This window comes from Moorena sp. SIO4A1, assembly GCF_010672065.1.
In the GTDB taxonomy this organism is placed as follows: Bacteria; Cyanobacteriota; Cyanobacteriia; order Cyanobacteriales; family Coleofasciculaceae; genus Moorena.
This window is the reverse complement of sequence record NZ_JAAHHX010000010.1, coordinates 27,019-50,240: the sequence shown is the minus strand read 5'-3', so window position 1 is coordinate 50,240 and position 23,222 is coordinate 27,019. Positions and strand designations below refer to the sequence as shown.

At 42.7% G+C, this 23,222-nt stretch carries 24 protein-coding genes and 1 pseudogene; 15 read left to right on the top strand and 10 right to left on the bottom strand.

The features are described from left to right. Window positions 1–19: 19 nt before the first annotated feature. The 7 genes and pseudogenes from F6K53_RS10825 to F6K53_RS10795 form a co-directional block, all read right to left on the bottom strand. Window positions 20–142, bottom strand: coding sequence for a hypothetical protein (locus F6K53_RS10825; RefSeq protein WP_293080711.1), 123 nt, complete (start codon window positions 140–142; stop codon window positions 20–22). A gap of 464 nt (window positions 143–606) precedes the next feature. Then, window positions 607–1,384, bottom strand: a pseudogene (locus F6K53_RS10820) (IS5 family transposase). Window positions 1,385–1,865: 481 nt separating this feature from the next. After that, window positions 1,866–2,786, bottom strand: a complete 921-nt coding sequence (locus F6K53_RS10815; protein WP_293080708.1) for an Npun_R2821/Npun_R2822 family protein — start codon at window positions 2,784–2,786, stop codon at window positions 1,866–1,868. Between the two features lie 10 nt (window positions 2,787–2,796). Beyond that, window positions 2,797–3,804 carry an Npun_R2821/Npun_R2822 family protein gene (locus F6K53_RS10810; RefSeq protein WP_293045953.1) on the bottom strand — a complete coding sequence of 336 codons (1,008 nt, stop codon included), beginning with the start codon at window positions 3,802–3,804 and terminating at the stop codon, window positions 2,797–2,799. Window positions 3,805–3,810: 6 nt separating this feature from the next. Next, on the bottom strand, window positions 3,811–4,788 hold the full coding sequence (locus tag F6K53_RS10805; protein ID WP_293045967.1) for a glycosyltransferase family 10: 978 nt from the start codon (window positions 4,786–4,788) through the stop codon (window positions 3,811–3,813). Window positions 4,789–4,882: 94 nt separating this feature from the next. Next, window positions 4,883–5,254 (bottom strand): hypothetical protein, encoded by a 372-nt coding sequence (locus F6K53_RS10800; RefSeq protein ID WP_293080705.1) that lies wholly within the window; start codon window positions 5,252–5,254, stop codon window positions 4,883–4,885. 244 nt (window positions 5,255–5,498) lie between these two features. Continuing rightward, the gene (locus tag F6K53_RS10795) at window positions 5,499–5,810 is read right to left on the bottom strand and encodes a hypothetical protein (protein WP_293054638.1); all 312 of its coding nucleotides are present in this window, start codon (window positions 5,808–5,810) and stop codon (window positions 5,499–5,501) included. Window positions 5,811–6,038: 228 nt separating this feature from the next. Between F6K53_RS10795 and F6K53_RS10790 the strand changes: the two genes are divergently transcribed. Continuing rightward, complete coding sequence (locus F6K53_RS10790) at window positions 6,039–6,299, top strand: hypothetical protein (RefSeq protein WP_293024030.1); 261 nt, start codon at window positions 6,039–6,041, stop codon at window positions 6,297–6,299. A 257-nt stretch (window positions 6,300–6,556) separates the two neighbouring features. Here the strand turns inward: F6K53_RS10790 and F6K53_RS10785 are convergent, their stop codons facing one another. Continuing rightward, complete coding sequence (locus F6K53_RS10785; protein WP_293080702.1) at window positions 6,557–7,756, bottom strand: glycosyltransferase; 1,200 nt, start codon at window positions 7,754–7,756, stop codon at window positions 6,557–6,559. Window positions 7,757–8,963: 1,207 nt separating this feature from the next. Between F6K53_RS10785 and F6K53_RS10780 the strand changes: the two genes are divergently transcribed. Beyond that, window positions 8,964–9,146, top strand: a complete 183-nt coding sequence (locus F6K53_RS10780) for a replication restart DNA helicase PriA (RefSeq protein ID WP_293024026.1) — start codon at window positions 8,964–8,966, stop codon at window positions 9,144–9,146. A gap of 377 nt (window positions 9,147–9,523) precedes the next feature. Here F6K53_RS10780 and rlmN read toward each other — a convergent pair whose 3' ends face one another. Continuing rightward, on the bottom strand, window positions 9,524–10,579 hold the full coding sequence (rlmN, locus tag F6K53_RS10775) for a 23S rRNA (adenine(2503)-C(2))-methyltransferase RlmN (RefSeq protein ID WP_293024045.1): 1,056 nt from the start codon (window positions 10,577–10,579) through the stop codon (window positions 9,524–9,526). Window positions 10,580–11,090: 511 nt separating this feature from the next. Here rlmN and F6K53_RS10770 point away from each other — a divergent pair. The 7 genes from F6K53_RS10770 (at window position 11,091) to F6K53_RS10740 (ending at window position 19,180) form a co-directional block, all read left to right on the top strand. Then, window positions 11,091–12,470, top strand: coding sequence for a phage tail sheath C-terminal domain-containing protein (locus tag F6K53_RS10770; protein ID WP_293080700.1), 1,380 nt, complete (start codon window positions 11,091–11,093; stop codon window positions 12,468–12,470). Window positions 12,471–12,553: 83 nt separating this feature from the next. Next, a complete protein-coding gene (locus tag F6K53_RS10765; RefSeq protein WP_293080697.1) occupies window positions 12,554–13,060 on the top strand; it encodes a hypothetical protein in 507 nt (168 codons plus the stop codon). Window positions 13,061–13,094: 34 nt separating this feature from the next. Next, window positions 13,095–13,424, top strand: coding sequence for a hypothetical protein (locus tag F6K53_RS10760; protein ID WP_293080694.1), 330 nt, complete (start codon window positions 13,095–13,097; stop codon window positions 13,422–13,424). Window positions 13,425–13,429: 5 nt separating this feature from the next. Beyond that, window positions 13,430–13,591 carry a hypothetical protein gene (locus F6K53_RS10755; protein ID WP_293080692.1) on the top strand — a complete coding sequence of 54 codons (162 nt, stop codon included), beginning with the start codon at window positions 13,430–13,432 and terminating at the stop codon, window positions 13,589–13,591. After that, on the top strand, window positions 13,563–14,972 hold the full coding sequence (locus F6K53_RS10750) for a hypothetical protein (protein WP_293080689.1): 1,410 nt from the start codon (window positions 13,563–13,565) through the stop codon (window positions 14,970–14,972). The genes F6K53_RS10755 and F6K53_RS10750 overlap by 29 nt, the downstream gene beginning before the upstream one ends. A 2-nt stretch (window positions 14,973–14,974) precedes the next feature. After that, window positions 14,975–15,559 carry a DNA circularization N-terminal domain-containing protein gene (locus F6K53_RS10745; protein ID WP_075899928.1) on the top strand — a complete coding sequence of 195 codons (585 nt, stop codon included), beginning with the start codon at window positions 14,975–14,977 and terminating at the stop codon, window positions 15,557–15,559. Window positions 15,560–15,622: 63 nt separating this feature from the next. Beyond that, entirely contained in the window at window positions 15,623–19,180 is a 3,558-nt protein-coding gene (locus tag F6K53_RS10740; RefSeq protein ID WP_293080686.1) for a hypothetical protein, read from the top strand. Here the strand turns inward: F6K53_RS10740 and F6K53_RS10735 are convergent. Next, window positions 19,177–19,434: a hypothetical protein gene (locus tag F6K53_RS10735; protein ID WP_293080683.1), complete on the bottom strand. Its 258-nt coding sequence runs from the start codon at window positions 19,432–19,434 to the stop codon at window positions 19,177–19,179. The genes F6K53_RS10740 and F6K53_RS10735 overlap by 4 nt on opposite strands. Here F6K53_RS10735 and F6K53_RS10730 point away from each other — a divergent pair. The 6 genes from F6K53_RS10730 to F6K53_RS10705 all read left to right on the top strand — a co-directional run bounded on the left by F6K53_RS10730 (window position 19,411) and on the right by F6K53_RS10705 (window position 23,220). Then, window positions 19,411–19,566 carry a hypothetical protein gene (locus F6K53_RS10730; protein ID WP_158069594.1) on the top strand — a complete coding sequence of 52 codons (156 nt, stop codon included), beginning with the start codon at window positions 19,411–19,413 and terminating at the stop codon, window positions 19,564–19,566. The two genes, F6K53_RS10735 and F6K53_RS10730, sit on opposite strands and share 24 nt — an antisense overlap. Then, entirely contained in the window at window positions 19,541–20,515 is a 975-nt protein-coding gene (locus tag F6K53_RS10725; protein WP_293080680.1) for a hypothetical protein, read from the top strand. Before F6K53_RS10730 ends, F6K53_RS10725 begins: the two co-directional genes overlap by 26 nt. Beyond that, on the top strand, window positions 20,512–21,366 hold the full coding sequence (locus tag F6K53_RS10720; RefSeq protein WP_081431195.1) for a phage baseplate assembly protein V: 855 nt from the start codon (window positions 20,512–20,514) through the stop codon (window positions 21,364–21,366). The genes F6K53_RS10725 and F6K53_RS10720 overlap by 4 nt, the downstream gene beginning before the upstream one ends. Next, on the top strand, window positions 21,366–21,881 hold the full coding sequence (locus tag F6K53_RS10715; protein WP_293024002.1) for a hypothetical protein: 516 nt from the start codon (window positions 21,366–21,368) through the stop codon (window positions 21,879–21,881). The genes F6K53_RS10720 and F6K53_RS10715 overlap by 1 nt, the downstream gene beginning before the upstream one ends. Window positions 21,882–22,157: 276 nt before the next feature. Continuing rightward, entirely contained in the window at window positions 22,158–22,400 is a 243-nt protein-coding gene (locus tag F6K53_RS10710; RefSeq protein ID WP_075899936.1) for a hypothetical protein, read from the top strand. Then, window positions 22,393–23,220 (top strand): GPW/gp25 family protein, encoded by an 828-nt coding sequence (locus F6K53_RS10705; RefSeq protein ID WP_293080677.1) that lies wholly within the window; start codon window positions 22,393–22,395, stop codon window positions 23,218–23,220. The genes F6K53_RS10710 and F6K53_RS10705 overlap by 8 nt, the downstream gene beginning before the upstream one ends. The last annotated feature ends 2 nt before the right edge of the window (window positions 23,221–23,222 follow it).

Below are 23,222 nucleotides of genomic sequence, written 5' to 3'. Positions count from 1 at the left end.
TCATTTCCGCCGCACTGTACTAGTAATCCTGAGATTGCTCACAAACTTGAGAAACCATGACTAGGACAAAGTATTTCGACACAACTATACCGAGATCAAAATCCTTGATCTCCCAAATCCTTCGCCGTACTTGAATTAACATGAATGCTTCCCCCACCTGCGTTCTCGTGGTGGGGGTGTCCGTCTTGATTACAAGGGTTTATCCCTCGCGACAGGCGGCATTCCCGCCGAACACCCAGGACTTTTGCTGGAGTGCTCCCCCAAGTCGTTTCCGCTATGGGGCTTGTATTAGGAACTTTTACCTAGAGTCTGACGTATATAAACCGACTACACAGGATTTATAGGTTTGTTTTCCCTGGCGTTGAGAGGTCGTGCCTCTAGGTTGCTCAGAATCTTGTTCTGTCCTTTGCCGTACCGCTCAAGCTAAATTAATTATAACACAATTTGTCGTTCCTTGACCCGGACCTGAACGTTCGCGCAGCGTGGCCGTAGGCCAGGTGGGGGAATGCGTCACAAAATCTGTTCAATTAACGTCACCCCATCACCCCATCACCTGATCACCCCATCACCCCATCTCTGAGTCAACCCACTCTCTAGGGCATGTCGTCAGTTAAGCCAGATGACAGAAGCGGCGAGATGAATGGCTCCCAAAAAATTACGAGCAGTTTTATCAAGCGCGAGTTGCTATTGCCCTGTATTGCTTAAGTTTCTGAAAAAAGTTTTCGATCAGATGACGCCACTTATACATGTGCAAGTCATATGTTCAAAGTTGAGTACGATTGACTTTAGGAGGAATGACAGCTTGGCAGTCAGCTTCTTTTAATCGTTTGAGCACCCGCTCTGACGCATCGTAAGCCTTGTCTGCAAGCAGTGCACCAATCTCATGTATACCACCCGCGTAACGCATCAGCTCCCTGCAAATCATGTGCTTGACCGGGGGTCAGATGAAACCCTGTGGGATTACCAGCGTGCATCACAGGTGGCATGAATTTTGGTAGATAAACCACCCTTACTGCGTCCAATTGCTTGTGTTTCAGGTTTATCGTCTGGTGTTTTTTTTTGCACCAGCACCCTCGTTGATGAGCGCGTACAATTGTTGAGTCGAGCGCAGCGTACTCGTTGTCTGCATCTAATGAGAGTGTCTTGAATACACGTTCTATCACACCACTTTCAGACCCTAGGCTATGACGCTTGTGCACAGACCGAAAATCGCCAAACCTCTCCGGCAAATCACAACCCGGAATACCTGCACGGTATCGGTACAGTACGGCTTCAACAAATAGGCGGTTATCTTTGGCATTTCCACCAACAAGCGCCCTCCTGGCCAGGTAGCATATCCTTAATTCGCTCCCACTGATCGAAGACGCAAGGCATACCGACGCATTACTTCCTCCTTAGTTGAGTTTTCCTGACTCCCCTCAGTTCTATAGCTGCACTGACTGGTTGTCAATTCTCTAACTGACGACATGCCCTAGCTATTTTTATTCGCACAAAAGAAACTTTTTGTCGATGATTTACGTCACCTAAGGTTATGACAATTGTCACAACCCCTATTACCACAGGATCACCTACGATCCCAAAAAAAATCAGGATACTGAAGATAGGGGTAACTACTTAATAACGTTACTACTAGATGACGTTGCGACTAGAGGAGTGTAAAATGTTCGAAAAACTTATCTTAGCTATAACCTTCACCTTAGTACTTTATTTATCGTCAGATTTCGGTTTAATCAGCACCGACTCAACATCTTCTGCTTCTCCAGCATCGGACTTTACAGAGGAAGTTGTGAGTCAATTAAAATCAAACTGACATCTAACACTATTCCCTTAACCCTTTTTGTCACCTTTTTAGGACTAAATCCGCTTTATTTTTTCAGTGATTTGTGTAATTTGTTGGTAATTTGTTCCCATAAGCTCTTCTGAGTTTTAGTCTGCAAAGACTCATCCTCTGGCATAGGTTCATTCAAATAGCGGTAATGTTTCCAGATATCCCAGTAAGGACAACCAGGCTGAATACGAATACCAGCCCAGTGTAGATATTGTAGGGGTTGATTCAAATTTGGATCAATAAGTCGTACTCCTTGGGTTTGAAATTGTTTACTACCTGCCCAATTTCCTGGAGCTCCCCCTGGTCTACGCACAATATTAAATCGGTGGTGCATCTGCTTCAATATCATATAGTTGATAATCGGCTGATCGGAGGTTTTCTGGGAAAAGTCAAAGTACTCGGGATTAGCCGCACACTCAGCAAAGGTTTCATATAAAGTTTCTTCACTAATCTTATTTTTCTTGGCTCCCCAAAACCCCCCATTAAAGATATCCTTCAGTTCCGCTTCACTAAAAATCTTATCTTCAATAACTTTGGGGGTGAAAACATTGGCAATTCCCCCGACATGCTGGTAATCACAGCAAATAAAATCATAGTCAGCCAGGTAGTCAAGAGTATCCGCTATCTTCTCAAAAACAACGATATCGGTATCGATATAAATAAATTCATCAAAGGTTCCAAACCAGCAAGCCTGTTTCCGGAACTGATTCGGTCTAGCAAAAAATCCCTCCCCGAAAATTTCGTGTAGCTTAGTAGACAGGCGTTCGATAAACGCCAAATCTGGATAAATCTCTACCCCATAAGACTCTTGAAGAATTTGGGCGACGTTTTGATAATTGTCATCATAGGGAATCAAAACAATTGGGGTATCGGTATCGTAGCAGCGGATACTATTTAGTAACGCAATAGACTGCTCAATCACCCGGTCATTAGCAGTGATGTAAATTCCACGATTCATAAAATTTGCCTCAACGACTGAATCCTAACTTCTTGAATACTTTAGTGGTTAAACTAGGAGGCTGGTTGTAAGGTTTAGCTTTAGTAGTAAACCGAGGACGTTTCTCTGGTTGATGATAATATCGATAATGTAAGAAAATATCCCGGTATGGAAAGTCGATATTCTCCCCAGCACACAGTTTATTGAAAACTTTTGACTTGATTCCAATGTAATGAAGATAAGTCAGCCTATTCCCATGATCATAAAGTAGATTATCCAGAACTTCAAAGTGAGGAGATGTTACGGAATTGCCTGTTCTTTGATCTTTAGGCAAACTCAGAGCCAAATTATGGATCGATAACCCAGACCTCATCCTCATGTAGTTGAGTACAGATTGGTTAGGCGCTCGCTTATACAGAACTTCTGCTTCCCCATTAGCTAACTGAGAAACTAACCATTCTCGCTGCTCTTCAGGAAATAATCCCCGCTTAGCCCCATAAAATCCAGAACAGAAAATTTCTGAATTAATCTGGGATTCATCGAATACTTCCAGTAACTTCGGTGAGGCTACGTTAAAAATATGTGCTGGGTCTTTATACTGAAAGTCATAAACCACAAAATCACTCTCATCTAACTGCTTAAAGACGAAATATAAGGAATCCATCACCAGAGTGTCAGCATCGAGATAGATAAATTTTTCAAATGGACTCTCTGGATCAAAGGCACAGTAACGATGATTTTCACCAACCCGATAGAATTTCGTCTTAATGCCTTTTTCCTGCCATTCTTGCAAGGCATCAGGGTGAGTTTTCCAGACATGGTAGGAAAACTCTTCCCAACGGGCAAATAGTTCTGGATTATCCAGCAACGTTACATTATCTCGGGTGGCAATTTCTTGACGGACCTTGTCTAACTGATCATTGTAGGCAATTACACAAACTGGAGTCTCTTTCCCAGCATTAACCTCTATGCTATTGAGCAGTGCTACCAGTTGGTTGTAAACCACATCATTAGCCAATGTATAAATTCCTGTGCTCATCTAGACTTACCCCAGTTTTTCCACTACCTTAGACAAGAAGTTGAGTAAATTCAACTCATGTAAAATAATTTGACGTGCTTCTGCGATCGCATCTAGAGCCTCATGCCACGCATCCGGTGTAGCCGTCACCTCCTGAATGTAAGCTAAGCCCTTTTCATCCTCACTTGGCAGTCTCAAGAAGCTTCCTGGAGGCAATAATTTATCAGCAGCAGAACCACCATAGTAGATGGGTAAGCACCAGGCTAATAAAGCATCCCACAACTTTTCACTCACATACCAATCATTACCAGCATAGTTTTCAATCGCCAGGTTGTAGTAATAAGGAGCCATCGCATTCCACTTATTCCCTACTTTTCCATATCCGTTTACCCAGTCTGGCAAATCCCGTCCATACACGTCAAATTCTAGATTACTGTCCTTCAACAGCCTCAAAAACGCCAAACGCTGACGATGATTAGCCGTGCGAGCAATACCGGAAGTAATCCAACAACAGGAACGAGCTTTTTCAGGTGGTCCCATTTCATGCAATTCACGAAACGAATTGTTGTGGTATGAAATAGCAGGCATATAGTCAGGAATTGGCGCAAAATCATCAGGACCACATACATAGCCACAGTATTCCTGAGCTTGCTTATATTCATTAATTCGGATCTCTTCCCGTTCTGGGAAGGGAGGTTCCCGCACCAAAGAAATAATCCGTTCTTTCGGCACTCCCCGCCAGAGAGTCTTGAGATCTGCGACCTTAGGCTCAGGGGGCTTGTGAGCTAGCCCAAAAAAATTGCCAAATTTGGGTTTAACTGGTTTGATGTCATAAAATTCGTTAAAGTTGTATAGCAGTAAAAAATCCGGTTGAGGTGCAGTAGCTATCATTTGAATATTTTTCCAAACCCCCAAAGGACGAGGGGTTTGCTTCCATAGCCAATCAACAGGACTGGGTTTCAGTGCCTTATAGCTACTTATCATACCGATAACTTTTTTGTCCATAGTTTTGGACATAGCTTAATTCCCTAACTCATCAATTTGAAGTTGATAATAATTTGATCAGCTTAGTTTAAGCTTAACTTACTTAACTTAATTGTCAACTTACTGCTTCACTTAATTTTAAACACTTTAGCCATTGGGAAATATCCCGACCAATCAAATCTTGAAGCTGGAGGATATCCTCGCGATAGAATTCAATCAATTGCTTCCGCACTGCTGGTGCTAACTTAGGTTTACCACGATTTAAATATCTAATCTTGTTAACTAGTTTATCCCTTAGGCCAGTAGGAAGCAATGGACTTAGAATTGATTTAACTGGGTGCGGTTGGTTCAAAAATGATTCCAACGCTTTGTTCTTGGGAAGGCGAGGAGCTTGCCTAACTTTTTCAGATATATCTGGGGTAAAGGTATCGTCTATCTCCAAAAAAACAAACATATCTTTCAGCATACCTAGAGAATTATTAGTCAAATATTCGTATAGATAAACCTTTATCTGGCTTTTGTCAAACGCATCAAAATAACGCTTTAGTTGGACATAGTAAATTCCCCGTTGTTTATAGTACCAGAAAGACCACCAGTTATTTTTGATCCGCTCCTCTTCTTGGGCAAGAGCTTCAGCAAAATCCAGTGGTTCGCGCTCTTGCTTGATTAAATGTAAATAGTTGGAATAGGCTCTTTATGCTGGATCTCGAATAATGGCGATCAGTTTTGCCTTAGGTAATGTAGTACTTTATGCGTTCAACAGATTTCGCAATGTAGAGATAACTTGTAGATGCTTCCCCAATAGCTACTTGATTATTTACTTTTTTAAATAGGTTACGATAGGCGTCAAGATTAGTGACAATGAAATCAGCTTCTTTTTCATCTCCTAACCCACGGAAATCTAAATTTTCACCTTCAAAAGCAAAAAACCTAGGTTCCTTGGCAGGACTCATGTAGATTTGCGGATGCTGCTTTAGATATCGATAAATTGAAGTAGTTCCAGCCTTAGCTGCACCTATGATTAAAAAGTTGGGCATTGTCATGAGTCTATCTAGTTAACTGATCCTTGATAAACTTATCTTAGAAGGTTTTTAATAAAGTCCTTAGATTAGACATGAAACGATCAGGTGAAGGAGGCTGACATGGTCATGTGGTCATGTCTTATTCTTTCCTCTTCTTTAGCTGATATCCTCATCATATCATCCCCCGATCTCGAGCTCTCGAGATCTATAAGTATTTTTAGTAAGCATAACCGAAATTGAGATCAGTAAGTGGGTTTATTTATACCCACTTATCAGGAGCTGGTGGGTACTCCTCTGTCAGCCATCAGTGCTCAGCCATCAGTGCTCAGCCGTGAGCCTTGGCCGTTGGCCAAGCTACGCGAATGGCTCACGCTACGCCAAAAGTTTAACATAAACCTCTTTGCGTATACGGCGGTTTGCATAACTATCAGGTACACAGGATTCTTTTCCCTCTTTCCTCTTTCCTCTTTCCTCTTACCTGCTCCCTGCTCCCTGCTCCCTGCTCCCTAAAAACCGAAAATTTTGTACCTAAGGGACTTGCAAACCGCTGTAATTTAATTATTGAGAGATTCATGAGAATTGAAAGTCTGGTGAAAAGCCCTTGGCCACGCTACTTGAGGTGCTTTGTGGCACAGGCCACAAGCGCTTTGACTTAACTGAGATTAAACGAATGCTTACCTCTTTGATTCAAAAGCACCTCAAGTAGCACCATCTGTAGCCCATTAGCTAATAGCTAAATGCTTACTTTAACCCTAAATGTAACCGTATTAATCAGATATTATAGGATGCATATATTCTGCTACATTGCTCATAATTTTGGCCATTCTATTTTCCCAAGAGAACTGACTCCCCCACTCAATTTGAGCAGCATAACCATTCACGTTTCTGGGATAGGTTTCTAATACCTGCTGGAGGCAACGAGTCAATTGAGCTGGGTTATCTGGTTCACACCAGCCAGCAATAGCACTGGACGATTTAAATTCCATCAACGGAGGAATTTCCGTTGCCACAATCGGAGTTCCTGAAGCCATATACTCAAAGAGCTTCAGAGGAGACGTAAAGCTAGCCGCCTCACCAGAACAGTGAGGATGAGCCAAAACATCAGCAGCTTGGAGTAAGCTGGGAAGCTGCTGGTGGGGAATATAACCTAAGAAGGTAACATTGTTAGCTTGTTTTTCTTTAGCTAGCTGCTGATAAGACTGTACTTGAGATTCATTGCCACCAGCAAAGACAAATTGAATCTGTGGTAATTCCTTAGCAACATCAACTAATAAGTTTACCCCTTTGAAGCGATAGAGTCCTCCTGAATAGACCACTAACTTTTGGCGGTTATCCACCAAAAGTTTTTTGCGCCATTCAGAGGCTTGTTCTGGTTGTCTTACTAAAAAAGACTGATTGAAGCCACTATGGAGTTTGATAATCTTTTCTGGGGGCATACCCCTACGAATCATATCGTCCCGAATATTATCAGCTACGGTGACTGCGACTTGAAAAAGTGGGTTTTGGACAATGGATTGATCATAGTCACTTTTTTTATAATGTTCCCGCTCATAAATGACTGGTATACCATGCTTGATGGCTGTTTTGACTAAATTCCAATCCAACGTGTGTAAGATTTGAGTATGGGGAAAAATATGAATTGGAAAATAGTAACGACAAACGATTGTGCTGGGGCTAGTCAGTTTGCCTTTGATGTGACCAATGGGCCAAGGCATAGCTAGGGGAGCCACCTTGAGCTGATCCTGAATACTGTAAAACTTGGTCACGTTTTCCGGTGGCTGTTGGAGCCTAAAGGGATAAACCCAGTCTAAGGGATTTAGGGATTTCTCTGGGGGGTGGAGATAGACTAAAACAGTAGAATAACCAAGGTTAGCAGCAGCATTGGCGGAATTGACATCATGAACTAAGTGGGCAGCATTGGGTAATGGTAAAGTACTTCTGGTAAAAAAGATATAGTGTTTATTCATTATTAGTTAAGAAGTGTTAATTGATCAGATAGTCTGTTTGCAATTAATACTTAAGTAGTCTATTTACTGAGATCTCTACCACCATACTGCCCAAATTTTACCAAGCTATCCCCTTATATAGCGCTACGCGCAAGTCAGAAGTTAGAAGTCAGAAGTCAGAAGTAAGCTATGACTAAGTTTGCTGAGTTTAGGAATGTCCTAAGCTTAATGCGTAGTGCTATAACACTCTTACTTTTCATCAAACCATCCCGTCCGGACATCTCTAATTTCCAGCAATAGGGCGATTGCTAGTGTGTAAGCATTCAGCTATCAGCGTGTCGCGTATCAGCTTATGCGCGATGGGTCACAGCGTCGAAGCCTGTGCCACAAAGCTGTTCGCAAATCCCCAGACTTTCAATTCTGATTAATCTCGAACTATTAAATTATCCTGTTTGCGCGATGGGCATGCTACGCGAACGAGGTTTATTTTAAGCTGACGGCACCTCAAGTAGCACCATCTGTAGCGCATATGCTTACGCTAGTGTCTGCTATTGAAGATGGGGCAACGGATTGGTTAACCCATTTAACAGATGGATCGAGAATCGTCAACTACCAATGACCAATTACCCGATCCAATTACCCGATCTCAGATATGATTATGATAAGTAATCAACCGAGTACGGTATCATATCTCACATATTTTGTGATAAAACTAGTTTTGTCTACGGTAGATATTATCAAGTATTTGTATAAAAAATTACAGCAAATAATCAGGGATCAATTAGGTATCAATAGGATAGAAGCTTATTTTTAATAAAAATCACCTAGTCTTGGAGTGCCAATTTGTGCGGAATATTAAAATATGTAAACACTATTGCTAAGTATTGTTAAATTAATTCCCAAAAAAATAAGACTTAAATACAATAGTTAAGGAAAGATTAACGATTGCTGCCTCCAGATTAATCAGTTGAGTGGTTATATCTAACTAGTACAAGACAGCACAAATAAAGTAAAGCTACCATTCAAAACCAACGAAAAGCTTACATCATCAGCTTGCGGTGCGACCCGTGGCGAATTTAATTCGCCTACGGAAAGCGCACCGGGATCTGAATTTTGAATAATTCATTTTGAATTTACCAAAGCGGTACTAGTAGATGGTTGAACCAGGGTCGGTGCTTGTTAGAGGCAGTCATTTTTTAATAACTGACTGAATAAAACAAGGTTTAACATGCAGATAACACAGAACGTTTACTGTCCTAATTGTGGCAGTAGTGCTCAAAAGATTTATTGTCAAAACACTCACCTAACCCAGACTCAATGCCCCGTCTGTGATTATTTAATGATTAGCTGCTCTCGCACTGGCAGGGTGGTTGAGGCTTATGCCCCTGGCATCTATGCTCCTAGTGCTTAAGCAATGAGGGGGTGAGGGGGCGAACTCACGGCGTTGCTTAATAAGGGAATGATTTTAAGAGTTTTGTAGAATGGGCATCTTGCGTGGAACTGGCATCTTGCCAGTTTCATGCTTATTTTCGGGCGGGCAGGATGCCCACTCTACTCCTATTCATTCGAAGGCGGGCAGGATGCCCACTCTACTCCTATTCATTCGAAGGCAGGCAGGATGCCCACTCTACTCCTATTCATTCGAAGGCAGGCAGGATGCCCACTCTACTCCTATTCATTCGAAGATTCAGCAACGCCGAACTCACAAGGGTAGGTTTTTAACACAAGGGTCAGGAAAACATCCCTTGTGTTTTTTTTTCACTTCCACAAAACACTACTTCTCTACTTCTAAGTACTCCTAGATGCTCTAAGTTGTCCACAAGCGGCGTCTTTGTCAAGACCACGGGAATGGCGTACACTGACAGCAATGTGTTGCTGCTTAAGAGCTTCAACAAAGGCTTGAATCCTGCGGTAACTAGGGCGCTGGTAATCTACCTCACTAATGGGGTTATAGGGAATCAAATTGACATGACTCTGAAACCCCCTCAGGTTCTTAGCCAACTCAACAGCATGTTTTTGAGAGTCATTCAGTCCACCCAAAAGGATATATTCAAACGTCACTCGGCGACTTGTTAAGTTTACATAGTCTCGACATTCATCTAATAGTGCTTTGAGAGGATAGTGCTTGGCACTAGGAATCAGTTGCTCCCGTAGCTGCTGATTTGAGGCATGTAGACTGACGGCAAGGGTGACTTGTAGTTGATGCTGAGCGAGTTGGCGGATACGACCGGGAATACCAACTGTTGAGATAGTAAGCGATCGCGCTCCAATCCCCAGGTCCTGATTAAGAGACTTGACTGCACCTACCACAGCTTCGGTATTCAGCAAGGGTTCTCCCATACCCATAAACACCACATTGCTGACTCGTTGTTGAAAATCTTCTCTTACTGTTAAAACCTGATCGACAATTTCATGGCGAGCTAGATTGCGAGTGAATCCGCCTTTACCAGTAGCACAGAAGTCACAAGCCATGGGACAACCGACCTGGGAAGACACACAAACGGTCAGACGCTTTGGTGTGGGAATACCCACAGTTTCAATAATTTGACCATCTGATAACTGGAGCAGGTATTTTACCGTACCATCCTTTGCTTCTAAGCGGTAGTGTAACGTTGACCGACCAATGGGGACATCGGCGAGGGTGTTACGCCACTGTTTAGGAAAGACAGAAATTTGAGAAAGCGATCGCACTCCTTTTTGATAAATCCATCCGTGTAACTGACGTCCTCGATAAGCTGGTTGTCCCTGTTGTTGTATCCAGCTGGTTAACTCTACTATAGAAGCTCCTAACAATGGCGGAATTGAGTTTACCAGTGGTGAGACTGACTCCCTGACATTAGTCATGGTTTGGACGTTTGAACCATTGCTACTGAGGTCTGGTTGAGGGATAGAAACATCTGGGCACATAAGGGCTTTAGGGGAAATAGGATATCAGGATCTGATCAGAGCAAATAATTCTATAGCGTTTCTAGGATTTATGAGGTACGCTTTTAAACCTAAAAGTCCCCCTTGATAAGGGGGACCAACGGGGGATCCCTTTGTACCTCATGGCATAGAGAATTGCTATAACAGGAATTATCGTTAAGTTAAACTACCATGGCGATCGCTACTTCTTATTTAGACAGGGATCCTCGTGTTAAATCCTCAGTACATAATTTTAGTCATTTGTATAAAAAAATTAGATGGTTTTGCCCTGGACAAACCTCCTAATTATAGGCTATTTCAGACCCGGTACAAAGTTTAACTAATTTTTCAGGGCAATTATCTTCTGGAATCCGATGGTAGTGATGCACTAGTAAAATTTTAAAGTGCGCAGGATAATTAGTATGATCGTTGAATTCCTGTGGAGGTTTTCATGACTCAGACGATGGTTTTACCAGGCACTTACATTGAGGTGCGTGATCAGGGGTTAATTAGTCCTGGCGGGGTAGTTACAGGGAACATTGGAATTGTTGGCACAGCGGAAAAAGGACTTGTAGACCAGGTGCAATTGCTCGGTAGCTTGTCTGAAGCTAAGGAAATTTTTGGGAAAAGTGACGAGTGGCAAGATGGGACTAAAAATGAACTTACATTAATTCGTGCTCTAGAGCTGATTTATCAAAATGGAGGGCAAACAGTTTATGCCGTGCGGACAGCTGCAAAGTCAAGCTGCTCTAAGGCAAAATATGAATTGAAATCGGATTCGGAGACATTGCTGACGCTGCAAGCTAAAACTCCTGGTAATTGGGGCAATGAGATCAAGATTACAGTTACAGTTAACACAGAAATAACAGTCAAACTCTTCCAGGACAGAATTGAGGAAACATACTCAGTAAAAACAATTGAGGAACTCAAGACTGAGGTTAATCAAAAATCCGCTTTGGTGGAGGCTGAGGAGACTATAAAACCGGGAAAACCAAACCCCGTAAATGATGCCAACTTCAGTGGAGGCAACAATGGTGCTGATGCCGCCAGTGACGATTACAAAAGAAGTTTAGCTCTCCTAGAAAACGAAATCGTTAACATTGTGCTACTGGCTGGGCAAGATGTTAGCAAAACAGCGATGTTAACCGCTCTAGAGGGACACCTGAAGACAACAGCAGGAATCAAGCGAGAGCGCATTGGCATCATTGGTAGTGGCTTTACCAACGGTAAAGATAGCTTAGAAACTATTACTGGTCACACCGTCAACAATGACCGCATCATTTTTACAGCACCGGGAATTTTGGTTTCATCTCAAGGAAAGCAAAACAAGCTACCCGGTAGTTACCTAGCTGCTGCTGTGGCTGGGATGCTTTCTTCGTTGCCTGTACAAACCAGTCCCACTAACAAAACCCTAACAATTGAAGGTCTAACTACGGAATTTAACAGTACACAACTGGAAAAACTGGTCACAAAGCATGTTTTAACAGTAGAAAAACGGGCTGGATTTCGCATCGTTAAGGGAATAACCACTGATGATGGAGCCTGGAAGCAAATCACTACCAGACGGATTGTAGACTATGCAATCTACGGAGTTCGTAGCAGTTGCAATCCCTATATAGGTAAGTTGAATAATGAACGAGTGCGGGGAGCTATGAAAGCTACCCTGAATGCTTTCTTGACGCGCATGGTAGATAATGAAGCCTTGGTAAGTTATCAACTTGATGTATCAGCAACCCGCGCTCAAGAAAAAGAAGGGAAGGTGGTGGTTACCATGACTCTAATGCCAACCTTTAGCATCGACTTTATCCAGGTGACGATGTATCTCGAGTAAAAAAAGACAGTCACGCACCATCAGCTGCCCTCACAACGAAGGATGAAAATCCTTAAATTTCGGAAATATTTAGGAGGACTAGTATGCCCAATGTTAATGTCTTTCGCGGTTCTGATGCCTCGTTAGTTCTAGCTGTCGATGACAGTGAGTCAGTAGAAGGTAAACTTGCGGATAGTTTAATTGGTGAGTATGAATTTTCGAGTATAGTTGGGCGCTTACAGAACGTAACGGTCAAGGTAGAAAATGAGTTACGACCTTACCACGAAATTGGTAAGCGTTTCCCAACGGAGTTGCGTCCCGGAAATATCAATGTTTCTGGCTTCGTGCAACGAGCTCATGTTAATGGGGCTTTAATTCGGCTGCTGCTGGGTGATGGAGCAACAAGTCCTCCACCAGTTGCCGCAATTCCTCAACCTTCCTTTAATATCGTTATTGCCCTGAAAAATCCAGCCTTTCCTGACCAAAGTAGTACCCTTACTGTGTTTGGTGTTAAGTTTGAAAGCTGGAGTTTTAACTTACCTGAAGATGATTTTGTGATGGAAGGAGTTAGCTTTAAAGCTTTACGCATTAGTGCAGAGGAAAAGAGTTAACCAATGACAAATAACTAATGAATTGAATGCTCAAATGGAACCAACACCAGAAGAACTCCTAGCTGGTTCTACCGTTATCTTTAATGTTGTAGTGCCTCCACATATCTTGCAACCTACTCAAAGCAATCAGCAGTCAGAGCCTGATGTGGTTGTGCAGCTACGTCCTTTGACTATTGGTACCTTTGGGCTAATTATGAAAGCAGGGAAAAATGATCCAAGCTTAATTCCCTTGTTGATGATCAAGGAATCACTGGTAAAGCCAGCGCTTTCCTTAGAACAAGTCAAAAAGATGCATCTGGGGTTGGTTAACTTTTTGATCGCTCAAATTAGACAAATCAGTGGGTTGACGGAAAAAAAAACGTAAATGGCTTGAGTGCTTCCCCATTGGTAAAAGCCAGCTACCGTTTAGCCCGTGCATTTGGCTGGACTCCCCAACAAGTGCAAACAATGACCATGGGGCAAGTCTCTATCTACTTACAACTGTTAGATGAGGAAATTAGTCATGGCGATTCCTGGGGAAAGCTTTCCTAATATCAATCAGGCTCTCGTGGCTCTTGGGGAAGCCCTACGTAGTGAGTTTCAAGCCTTGATTGGTGAATACACCGCAGGGGGGTTAGCTGGGAATTATTTGACGAGTGAGGATTGCTCTGAACTAAGATGTTTCGAGGAAGTTGTATCTCAGGTTGGGCAGCTAGGTGAAGAATTAACAGCTTTGGAGATGTGGCTGACTTCCGGGTTTATCCCAGAAGGTTTAGCAACTCCTTTTGATGCTGATTTTGGGTATGATTGCGCCCCCCCTAGGGCGTGTTTTCAAAGTTTTCCGCAAGATTTAGATCCCCCCCAGCCCCCCTTAATAAGGGGGGAGCCATACTCAAAGTCCCCCGAGCGAGGGATTGCTCGCTCGGGGGATAATGGGGGCTTTTCCAAAACCAGACCATCGCCCATGCATACTTCAATTGAGCAACACCCAACTCCTAATCCAACCATAGAGGATAGTTGGTCAACACCAGTCGGTGGAGATCAGGTAAGCAAGGAAAATAATAGCGAAGTTTTTGTTACTTCAGGGGATGTACAATTGTCTAGGGTGGAATCAGGGGCTACAAGAAGGCAGAAGGTAGAGGGCACAGGGCAGAAGCTGCCCACAACTACTCCTGCACAGGAGATGACGCCAGATGAAGAACTCTTCCCTTCTTCCTCCTTTGCTCCCTCAACCCAACCTCGATCTAAACAACCGACTCTGGAGAGGAATGAAGCAGTCTTACCAAAGCATTCCAGTAATGTTCAGGGTTTGAAAGAACTTGCCGAATTATTAGCTTCCCAGGAACAGCTAGATTTAGCAAACCCTAATCTGGTTAGTGCCTCTGATCCCAAATTGCACTCAAACCTAGTAGATCGGGAGGACTTGGAGCACACGGGAGATCAAGTACTATTTACACATGCAACTCCCGATCAACTGATTGATGACTATGGGAGTGGTGAAGAAATTAGTGGTGCGAGTCCCGAAAGCTTACAGAGGTTTCCCTCGGGTGCGGATATTGATGTTACCCCACCCCAGGCTTTTCAAACTTCCAGTGACCCATCAGCCATCAGCCATCAGCCATCAGCTATCAGCCATCAGCCATCAGCTATCAGCCATCAGCCTATGCGCTACGCGCACGCTGCGCGAACAGCCATCAGCCATTACCCATTACCTATTACCCATTACCCATTACCTATTACCCATCAGCCATTACCTATTACCCATCAGCCATTACCCATTACCCATTCTTCCGATCCCAGCAAGCTAGAAACAGAGGTTGAAACAGATATGATCAGCCGCAACGGTACACCAGAAATGGACTTAGATGAGATTATGGACGCGATCGCTCGCAAAGTCAGTCGCGAATACCGTAGATTTTATGGGAGCAGCTAATCATGGCTATTGAGTTAGGAGGAATTAAGCTAAACCGGGTGCATCGGCTGGTCACCCTAGAGCAAGCGAATTTGATCTCCCATCGTGTTCCTGGTATGGCAGGAAACCTTGTGCAGGACTTGGGACGGGATTCAGTATTCTTAGGGATTAGTGGTATCTTTTACGGTTCTCAAGCAAGTAAGGACTTGGAGAAACTGCGACAAATTTACAAACAGCGGAAACCTGTGGATTTTATTGCCGAAATTGTTGGCAGAAGCTACTTTGGCCAGGTTATTGTGGAACGATTTGAGGTGTTTCAATTAGCTAAGGAGCCAGAGCAGTTCAGCTATACTTTGACCATTGCTGAGTATACTGATCCTCCTAGTAGTCAAGGGTTTGCAGGTGTTGCTAAGGTAGACGATTCGATTCAGGTTAAGGCGAAGAATCTGATGGATGTTGCCACTCTTCCTGATGCTCTACAACTGGGTACTATTCCTGAAATTACTAACCCATTTGAACCGTTAAAAAGAGCTTTAGAACCCGTACAAGAAGCCACAAAAGATTTAGATAAAGTAACAGAAGGATTAAAAGCTATTTTTGGGATTTAAGTTGCCGTTTTTAGCTTTAAACCAGCTTTTACACACAAGATTAAGTTAATCAGACTCAAGATTATGGCACTCTCTATTGTCGAGCAATTCAAAGACATTAATCCTAAAGTAGCATTTGCTGATGCTCAAAATCAATGTACTCAAGCGGAAAGTACTGTTGCTCAACTGGCTCAAAATGGTCTTCCTGATGTTGGTAATTATCAGCAGCAAATAGAAGAGCAGCTTCCTCAGGTCGATTTTACAAATGTAAAGAATATAATTGCCCAGGTGCCTTTATCTGCTGGGGAACTGAAAGCAGAATTATCTGGAAAAATCGACCAACTCACAGAAATTAACTTCGAGAGCCTTACCGCAGCCATTCCCTTACCTAAAGCAGCTGATTTCGGAGACTTGAAGATTGCTGATGAAATTAAAAATACTATTGGCTCTTTAACTGAAGACTTGATAGGTAGTTTCAGTATCGGAGAATTGCCTACAGGCACACCAACTATCTTTGGGGAATTTGAAGAATTTGTCACCAAGGCAGGGATGCTACCTGTTCGCACCTTGGATGTTTTATTCAAAGGACTAAAAAAATTACTCGATAAATTGTCAGATCCAGATGAATTACTGAAAAAATTTGAGTCACAAGCCCTCACCGAAATTTTTAAGGAACAGATTAACTCCTTAGCAGAACAACTTCCTTCCAAGGCTATTAGCCGCATTGAAAGTAATATTAAGCGGCGAATTGAATTAATAGCAGAATATAACAAACTGCTGGATTCCCTAAAAGACCCTACTTCCCTAAAAAAAGAGCAATTTAAAGAACTGATAAAAAGAACTAGAGCGATTGCTAGAGAATTTGAGAGCATTGATGCTAGCACAAAGACAGCTCTGGCAAATTTACAAAACTTTGATATCACAAATTTACAAACTGCTTTAGAGGAATTAATTAGTACTACAGAAGGTGGTGCTACTACAGGAGGTTTAGTTCCTTTCTTTAATAAAATCAAGACTTATATTGAGACTCTGACAGCTAAAGTTAAAACTATTACCGATAAACTCAGGGAGTTTGCCCATAAAATACCAAAGGTTATTGAACAAGCAATTAGTCAGGTTGAGGAGATTGCTACTAAAGTCACCAAAGCTATTACCGACAAAATTCAGCAGGGAGAAGAGCTGTTAAATAAAGTCAAAAGCTATCTTGAAGAAATTAGTCAAAAGGTTAAAGAGTTTCTTAAAAATACTTATGGTAAGTCCCAAGAATTAGTTAAACCATTTAAAAAAGTATGTAATGAAGCCTCCACAACTATTGTTGGTAAAGTTGATGAATTTTCTAAAAACCTCGAACAGCAAACTGACCACATAAAAACGTCAATTGAAAGTGTTAATACTCAAATTAAAACCCAGCTCAACCGAGAGCAGTTAGACCATAAAATCAATGAGCTGTTTGACAAAGTTAGTGCCATTTTGGACAGTCCTCAGATTACTAATGCCCTAAAACAAGCTGAAGAGGGTATGGGGACAATTACTGACAATCTCAAAGAAGTGTCCCTTAAACCAGCGTTTCAAGTGGTGGTAACCAAAAGCAATGACTTGGAGAAGGAGTTAAAAGCGGTTGATGTCTCTACCCTTAGTACCCCGGTTAAAACCGCACTAAAAGTGGGAACAGAGGTAATTAAAGCGGTGGATGTTCCGGGTGTCGTTAACCCTGAGTTGAAAGCTGCCTTTGATGATATTTTAGCTCCCTTAGACAATATTGTGGCTTTAATCGAAGGGGAATTTAATAAAATTAACGACAAAATTGAATCTTTACAACCTGGTACTCTGGTGGTTGATTTTCTCGAGCCCTATCTTACTCCTGTGATCAATAAATTAAATGAGTACAAGCCTTCTATACTTCTTCAACCAGTTAAAGACTTTTATAATGATATCATTGAAAAACTAGAAGTGATTAATCCCAAGCAATTGTTGGATTTGTTAGAAGAATTATACGAAAAGTTGTTAGGGGTAATTGAGTCCTTATCTCCCAAAACGATAACAGATTTCCTGAATCAGCAGCTGGCAACTGTCAAAACCCAGCTAGATAATTTACCTGTCGAGAAGCTTGTGGGCAAAGTGACGGATGGTTTGAGTCAAGTAGATAAGCTGATGGCGAATATCGGGTTGTCAGATGTCCTCAAGTCAGATTTTTGGAACACTTTGCAGGAGATATTGAGGTTCAGTTTTGCCGAAAAAATTCAAGAGGTTGAGAAAATCCGAGATGGGATCGTGACCAAGGTGAATGCAGTTGATGAGCAGGGTTTGACACAGCAATTGCAGGAACTCCAAAACGCGATCGCAACTTACACCAACAAGACTCCCAATCTAGCAACCGATGGCGTTGCCGGACAAGTGACAGCTTATCAGCAGGCGGTAGCAACTCTAGCAGCACCACCAGCAGCCAGCTTGCCAACTCTACCAGCAGAAATTGCTGTAGATTATGAAGATTTGCGAAAACGCTTGGAAAACCTTTATCAAAACTTTACTGCAACTTCCCCCCAAGAGGTTCTCGAACAAGTCAATACTATCGTTACAGACACCACTAGACTCCAGGGGAATGAGAGCCAACGCGATCGCTTGCAAGAAAGTGCCAACCGCACTTCTCCTCAGCAGGTAATTGCTAACTTCAAGCAAGTTATTCCCGATGAACTCAACCGACAGATTGTCAATCCTCTGCGGGAAATTCTCCAAGCTTTAGACAAATTACTAGAGCAGCCTCGTACTGTTCTTGGTGACATTGGCAATGTGATCAAAATTATCGAGGATGCTCCGAAACGATTAGTGGAGATTCTCAGCCAGGTTGCTCAGACGCTAGGAGACCAAATTCGTCAGGCAATTAATGGGGTTAAGAATGCCATTGACAGTCTGAATAATGATGTGGTAAAAGCAATCGAAGGGACATATACAACAACTTTGGAAACCTTAAAGTCTCTGAGGCCGAAGCTACTGCTGAATTCCTTTGATGAGAGTGACTTTAAAGATATTGATAGTTTAATCCAAAAACTTGCTCAACCCCAGGATAAGGTTTCTGAGTACATCAATAGTAAGCTTTCTGATAATACTAAATTGTTGCTAAAGGCGAAGACAGAAGGAACTAAACAAGCGGTGATTCGAGAGTTGAATAACCTGCTGCTCCAGGAAGACTTCTACAATAACCAACGGTTTGAGGGAGTAACCTTGACTACCGAGGTTAAAGTTTTAAGTTTAGGTGACTATAAAAGTGATCTGGTTCACTTTAACCGTTTGTTAATCGAAGCGAGTTATACCCAAGACCTGATTGTGATGAATATGGAATCAATTTTCCCTTATTTAAAAGACAAGCTCAAAGAGATTTATCCTCAAAACATTGTTGATGAACTAGACCAGTTACATGGAAATATAATCCAACTATTAAGAGACATTCCTCAGGCAGTAGGTGATGCTCTAGATAGCCAGTATCAGCAAAAAGTAGTGCAAAAGACCGAAAAATTGCGAGCAGCTATTAATAAGCTTTTTTTAGCACTGCGGCAACGGCTTGAGCAGCTAAAAAGTGAACTGGATATTGGTTTGGAGGATGTGGCTGATTCTTTTGATCGCTTGTTGAATGCTTTGCCGGTTTAGTTAGGGAATAGGTAATAGGTAATAGGGAATAGGGAATAGGTAATGGGTAATGGGTAATGGGTAATGGGTAATGGGTAATGGGTAATGGGTAATGGGTAATAGGTAATGGGTAATAGGTAATGGGTAATAGGTAATGGGTAATAGGTAATGGGTAATAGGTAATGGGTAATAGGTAATGGGTAATGGGTAGTAGGTATTAGGCAGAGTAGTGCTATGTAAAGTTGATCTCGATGGCTAATTTTCCCAATTCCCAATTCTCAATTCCCAATTCTCAATTCCCAATTCCCGATTCCCGATTCCCGATTCCCGATTCCCCATCCCCCATTCTAAATTCTAAATTCCAAATTCTAAATTCTCCTGATGTTAAAAATTGCTTACACCATTAAAATTGGTAGCGTTGTCTGTAACGCTGGGCAACAAACGCAGCTCATTGAGTTGCGATCGCATAGTTCTTTAACTATTCCGGTTAATACCTGCTGTCTTGTTCTCGGATTGCCACAGGGTTTAACTATTAGCCCAGAAGAGTCGGTAGCGGTGGAATTGGGCTATGAGAATAAGCAAACGTTAGTCTTTACCGGTAAGGTTAGTAGGGTAGACTGGAGTATTGACCGTGTCAGGATTGAGGCGGCCAGCACTTTTGGGAGTTTGACCGCAGCTCGGTTAAATCGGGTTTACGAAAAACCAAATGCTGGGGATATTGTCAAAGATATTCTCAAGTTGGGCAAGGTGAAGGTGGGGCAAGTGGAGAATGGTCTGAAATTTTCGGTCTATGGGGTGGGAGAGTTGAGGTCAGCCTATGACGAGCTCGAGACCTTAGCACAACAATGTGGCTTTGATTTCTATGCCAACACCCAAGACAAAGCTGTATTTGCTAAATATAAACCTGCCAGTACCCATCAATTCAAGTATGGGGAAGACATTCTTGCCTTGGAATTGGAGCAACCCCATCCTGGGGTTGAGCAGGTAGAAATTTACGGGGAAAGTCCCAGCAGTCAAGGACAAGGAGAACAGGCTTACTCTTGGCTTACGAAAAAAGAGGTTAAGGGTACTGCTGGTTCCGGTTCTGGTTTTACGACTCTACGACTGACTGACCCCACAGCTCGTACCCAGGCAGTTGCTCAGAAAATGGCTGAGGCGGTTTTGGCTAAGCAGCGCCAGAAGCAACGGGGTGAAATAAAGGTGCTAGGTAATGCTAATGTCAAGCTAGGAGATGAGATCAAGGTGTCAAAAATGCCGATGGCTACCCTGAATGGTAGCTTCAAAGTCACGGGAGTGAGCCACCGTCTCAATCGCCGTAGTGGTTTTTGTACTGTAATTGATTGGGAGGAAGTGTGACAGACTCGATTGTTGGAGTAATGCAGAAGGTTGCTCGGCAGGAAGCACGTAAAGTTTACACTACTGAGTTGGGGATTGTGACAGCGGTGTTTCCCCATACCTCTGAGAGTGACAAGGACAACTACCAATGTTCAGTCAAGTTAAAGAACAAGAAACAGCCAGACGGCAAAGACTTTGAATTGCGCAAAGTGCCAGTAGCAACCCCCCATTTAGGACTGGTTAATATTCCCAATGTTGGGGATTTGGTGTTGGTTACCTTTATTGGGGGTAATCTCAATGCTCCTGTGATTATTGGTCGGCTCTACAATGACCAAGACCAACCCCCTGTCAACAAGGAAAAGGAATTCTACCTACAAAATAACCCGAAAGACGGGGGTAGTTTGAAAATTGATCAGGAGGGGGTAGTTACTATTACTAGTAAAAATGAGAAACAGGTGATTACTGTCGATGATGAAAAAATTGATCTCACCAACGAAAAGTGCCATGTCACCCTGGAAGGAGGAGATGCTACCCTGAAAAACGAAAAATGTACCGTGGCTTTATCTGGTGGTAATATCACTATTGATAACGGCACCTGCAAGATTAAAGTTGAAAGTGGGGGCATCACCATTGATGCAGCTAGCTCTAATGTCACCGTCAAAAGTGTAGGTTCGATCAAGATTGGGGATGCAAGTACGGCTTCTGTACAAGTTGGTGGACGGTTACCGGCTAATGCGGTTGGTGATAGTGACGATATTATTCTGAGTACCCACACCCATGTGGGTAACCTCGGCGCTCCCTGTCCGGTGATGGTGCCAACAGAGAAGATTAATTCAATTCAGGCAAAGGCGAGAAATACCAAGGTGGGGTAATGGTTAGAATCAAAGGGGCAAATAGCGATTATAAATTTTTAAATGGCTCAATTCAAGATCTAAAAGGAGACCATCCTGTTTACCTCAAAATTTTCGTCTGTCCTTATGATATGCCTAGCCCCATTGAGGAACCTGATGAAAATGGTTGGTGTGAGGGGACAGATGAGCAATGTCCTCATGGTAAAAAGAATGGTGAAAAAAGTCCTGGTCATGCTCTAATTTGTTTACATCAAGAGGATGGTATTTCCCTAGAAACGAATAACAACGTAACGGCAACCGGACCCCTGGTGGCTGAGAAGGGAATCACGATTAAGGATGAGCTGGTGTTGGATGTCTCAGAGGCAAAGGCGGGGTTGGTGATCACGATGAAGGGAGAGGAAATTTTACGCCTTAATATTTCTGATCAAGGTGATATCGAATTGTCCCCTCTCAATCCATCAAAAACTCTTAAAATTAACGGCAATTTGGAGGTAACTGAAGGCTTGACGGTTGCAGGTAAGGAGTTACCAATTTAGGTAATAGGTAATGGGTAATAGGTAATAGGTAATGGGTAATGGGTAATGGGTAATGGGTAATGGGTAATGGGTAATAGGGAATCGGGAATCGGGAATCGGGAATCGGGAATGGGTAAAGAATATTCTATTATTTTACTGTAGACACTATATAGTGTTTATCGTAGTTATGAGGCACGGTTGTCAACCTCAAAGTCCCCCTTATTAAGGGGGATTTAGGGGGATCAATTTTTACCTGATGGGATATAAAATTGCTCTAATTATAAATAGAGGAGATTAATGAAATCACAGCTTCAAGAAGCGGTCAACATTGCTCAGTCCCTTTCATTAGTAGAGCAGCTTGAACTACTCAAAATACTATCCACAATTATTCAAAAGAACCATGCCCTAGAAATTAAAACTATACCAGAAGGCGATAATACTGACTTTTCAGCAGAAAGCTTTCGCAAATCTTGGCAGCAAGCTGTGACTGGACAAACCCTACCCATTTCTCAAATCTGGGAGGGAATTGATATTGACTGACGCTCCGTTAGTTGAGGTGCAACTTACTCCTGAGTTTCAGCGTAAATTGAGAGCAGTCAAAAAAATACCAATTAAAGTAGGGTGGGCAAAGTTATCTTATCTAGAATACTCATGTGAATCAAAATGTTTTTGCCCACCCTACAAGCTTGTTTGTAAAATCAGTTTAGTGCGATCGCAAAATTCCCCATTCCCCATCAGCCATCAGCCATCAGCCATCAGCCATCAGCCATTCCCGATTCCCGATTCCCGATTCCCGATTCCCGATTCCCGATTCCCGATTCCCGATTCCCGATTCCCGATTCCCGATTCCCGATTCCCGATTCCCGATTCCCGATTCCCGATTCCCGATTCCCGATTCCCCATTCCCCATTCCCCATTCCCCATTCCCCATCACCAAATGGAAAAAGATTTATTATTCACTCGCCGCCACAGCGGACAATTCATTTCTGAGCGACAATTCGTAGACCTTCAAAGTGTCAATCGTGACTTGGCCACAGCGACAGGTTTAGATAATTTGGCTCAGGCAATTCTCAATCGCCTTTACACCCGTAAAGGGGAGCTTGCCGCTTTGGGACATCCCAATTATGGGTCACGGCTCCACCTGTTAGTGGGTGAACAAAATAATAATCGTCTTCGCTCCCTTGCTAATCTCTATATCCGTGAGTGTCTAGCTCAAGAACCTCGGATAGAAGAAATCAAGGCCATAGATTTTGAGCCTCCCTCTCGTCAGCAACGTTATACACTCGTAGCAACTTTAGTCCTTAAAGCTGTAGGCCAGGAAACACCCTTGACCCTGAGCTTTTCCCTACCTGGAGGGTAATT

Bases quoted from the DNA above. Each gene is read 5' to 3' on its own strand.
- F6K53_RS10825 (WP_293080711.1), bottom strand. From the start codon at position 142: ATGTTAATTCAAGTACGGCGAAGGATTTGGGAGATCAAGGATTTTGAT.
- F6K53_RS10815 (WP_293080708.1), bottom strand. From the start codon at position 2,786: ATGAATCGTGGAATTTACATCACTGCTAATGACCGGGTGATTGAGCAG.
- F6K53_RS10810 (WP_293045953.1), bottom strand. From the start codon at position 3,804: ATGAGCACAGGAATTTATACATTGGCTAATGATGTGGTTTACAACCAA.
- F6K53_RS10805 (WP_293045967.1), bottom strand. From the start codon at position 4,788: ATGGACAAAAAAGTTATCGGTATGATAAGTAGCTATAAGGCACTGAAA.
- F6K53_RS10795 (WP_293054638.1), bottom strand. From the start codon at position 5,810: ATGACAATGCCCAACTTTTTAATCATAGGTGCAGCTAAGGCTGGAACT.
- F6K53_RS10785 (WP_293080702.1), bottom strand. From the start codon at position 7,756: ATGAATAAACACTATATCTTTTTTACCAGAAGTACTTTACCATTACCC.
- F6K53_RS10780 (WP_293024026.1), top strand. From the start codon at position 8,964: ATGCAGATAACACAGAACGTTTACTGTCCTAATTGTGGCAGTAGTGCT.
- rlmN (WP_293024045.1), bottom strand. From the start codon at position 10,579: ATGACTAATGTCAGGGAGTCAGTCTCACCACTGGTAAACTCAATTCCG.
- F6K53_RS10770 (WP_293080700.1), top strand. From the start codon at position 11,091: ATGACTCAGACGATGGTTTTACCAGGCACTTACATTGAGGTGCGTGAT.
- F6K53_RS10765 (WP_293080697.1), top strand. From the start codon at position 12,554: ATGCCCAATGTTAATGTCTTTCGCGGTTCTGATGCCTCGTTAGTTCTA.
- F6K53_RS10760 (WP_293080694.1), top strand. From the start codon at position 13,095: ATGGAACCAACACCAGAAGAACTCCTAGCTGGTTCTACCGTTATCTTT.
- F6K53_RS10750 (WP_293080689.1), top strand. From the start codon at position 13,563: ATGGCGATTCCTGGGGAAAGCTTTCCTAATATCAATCAGGCTCTCGTG.
- F6K53_RS10745 (WP_075899928.1), top strand. From the start codon at position 14,975: ATGGCTATTGAGTTAGGAGGAATTAAGCTAAACCGGGTGCATCGGCTG.
- F6K53_RS10740 (WP_293080686.1), top strand. From the start codon at position 15,623: ATGGCACTCTCTATTGTCGAGCAATTCAAAGACATTAATCCTAAAGTA.
- F6K53_RS10730 (WP_158069594.1), top strand. From the start codon at position 19,411: ATGGCTAATTTTCCCAATTCCCAATTCTCAATTCCCAATTCTCAATTC.
- F6K53_RS10725 (WP_293080680.1), top strand. From the start codon at position 19,541: ATGTTAAAAATTGCTTACACCATTAAAATTGGTAGCGTTGTCTGTAAC.
- F6K53_RS10715 (WP_293024002.1), top strand. From the start codon at position 21,366: ATGGTTAGAATCAAAGGGGCAAATAGCGATTATAAATTTTTAAATGGC.
- F6K53_RS10710 (WP_075899936.1), top strand. From the start codon at position 22,158: ATGAAATCACAGCTTCAAGAAGCGGTCAACATTGCTCAGTCCCTTTCA.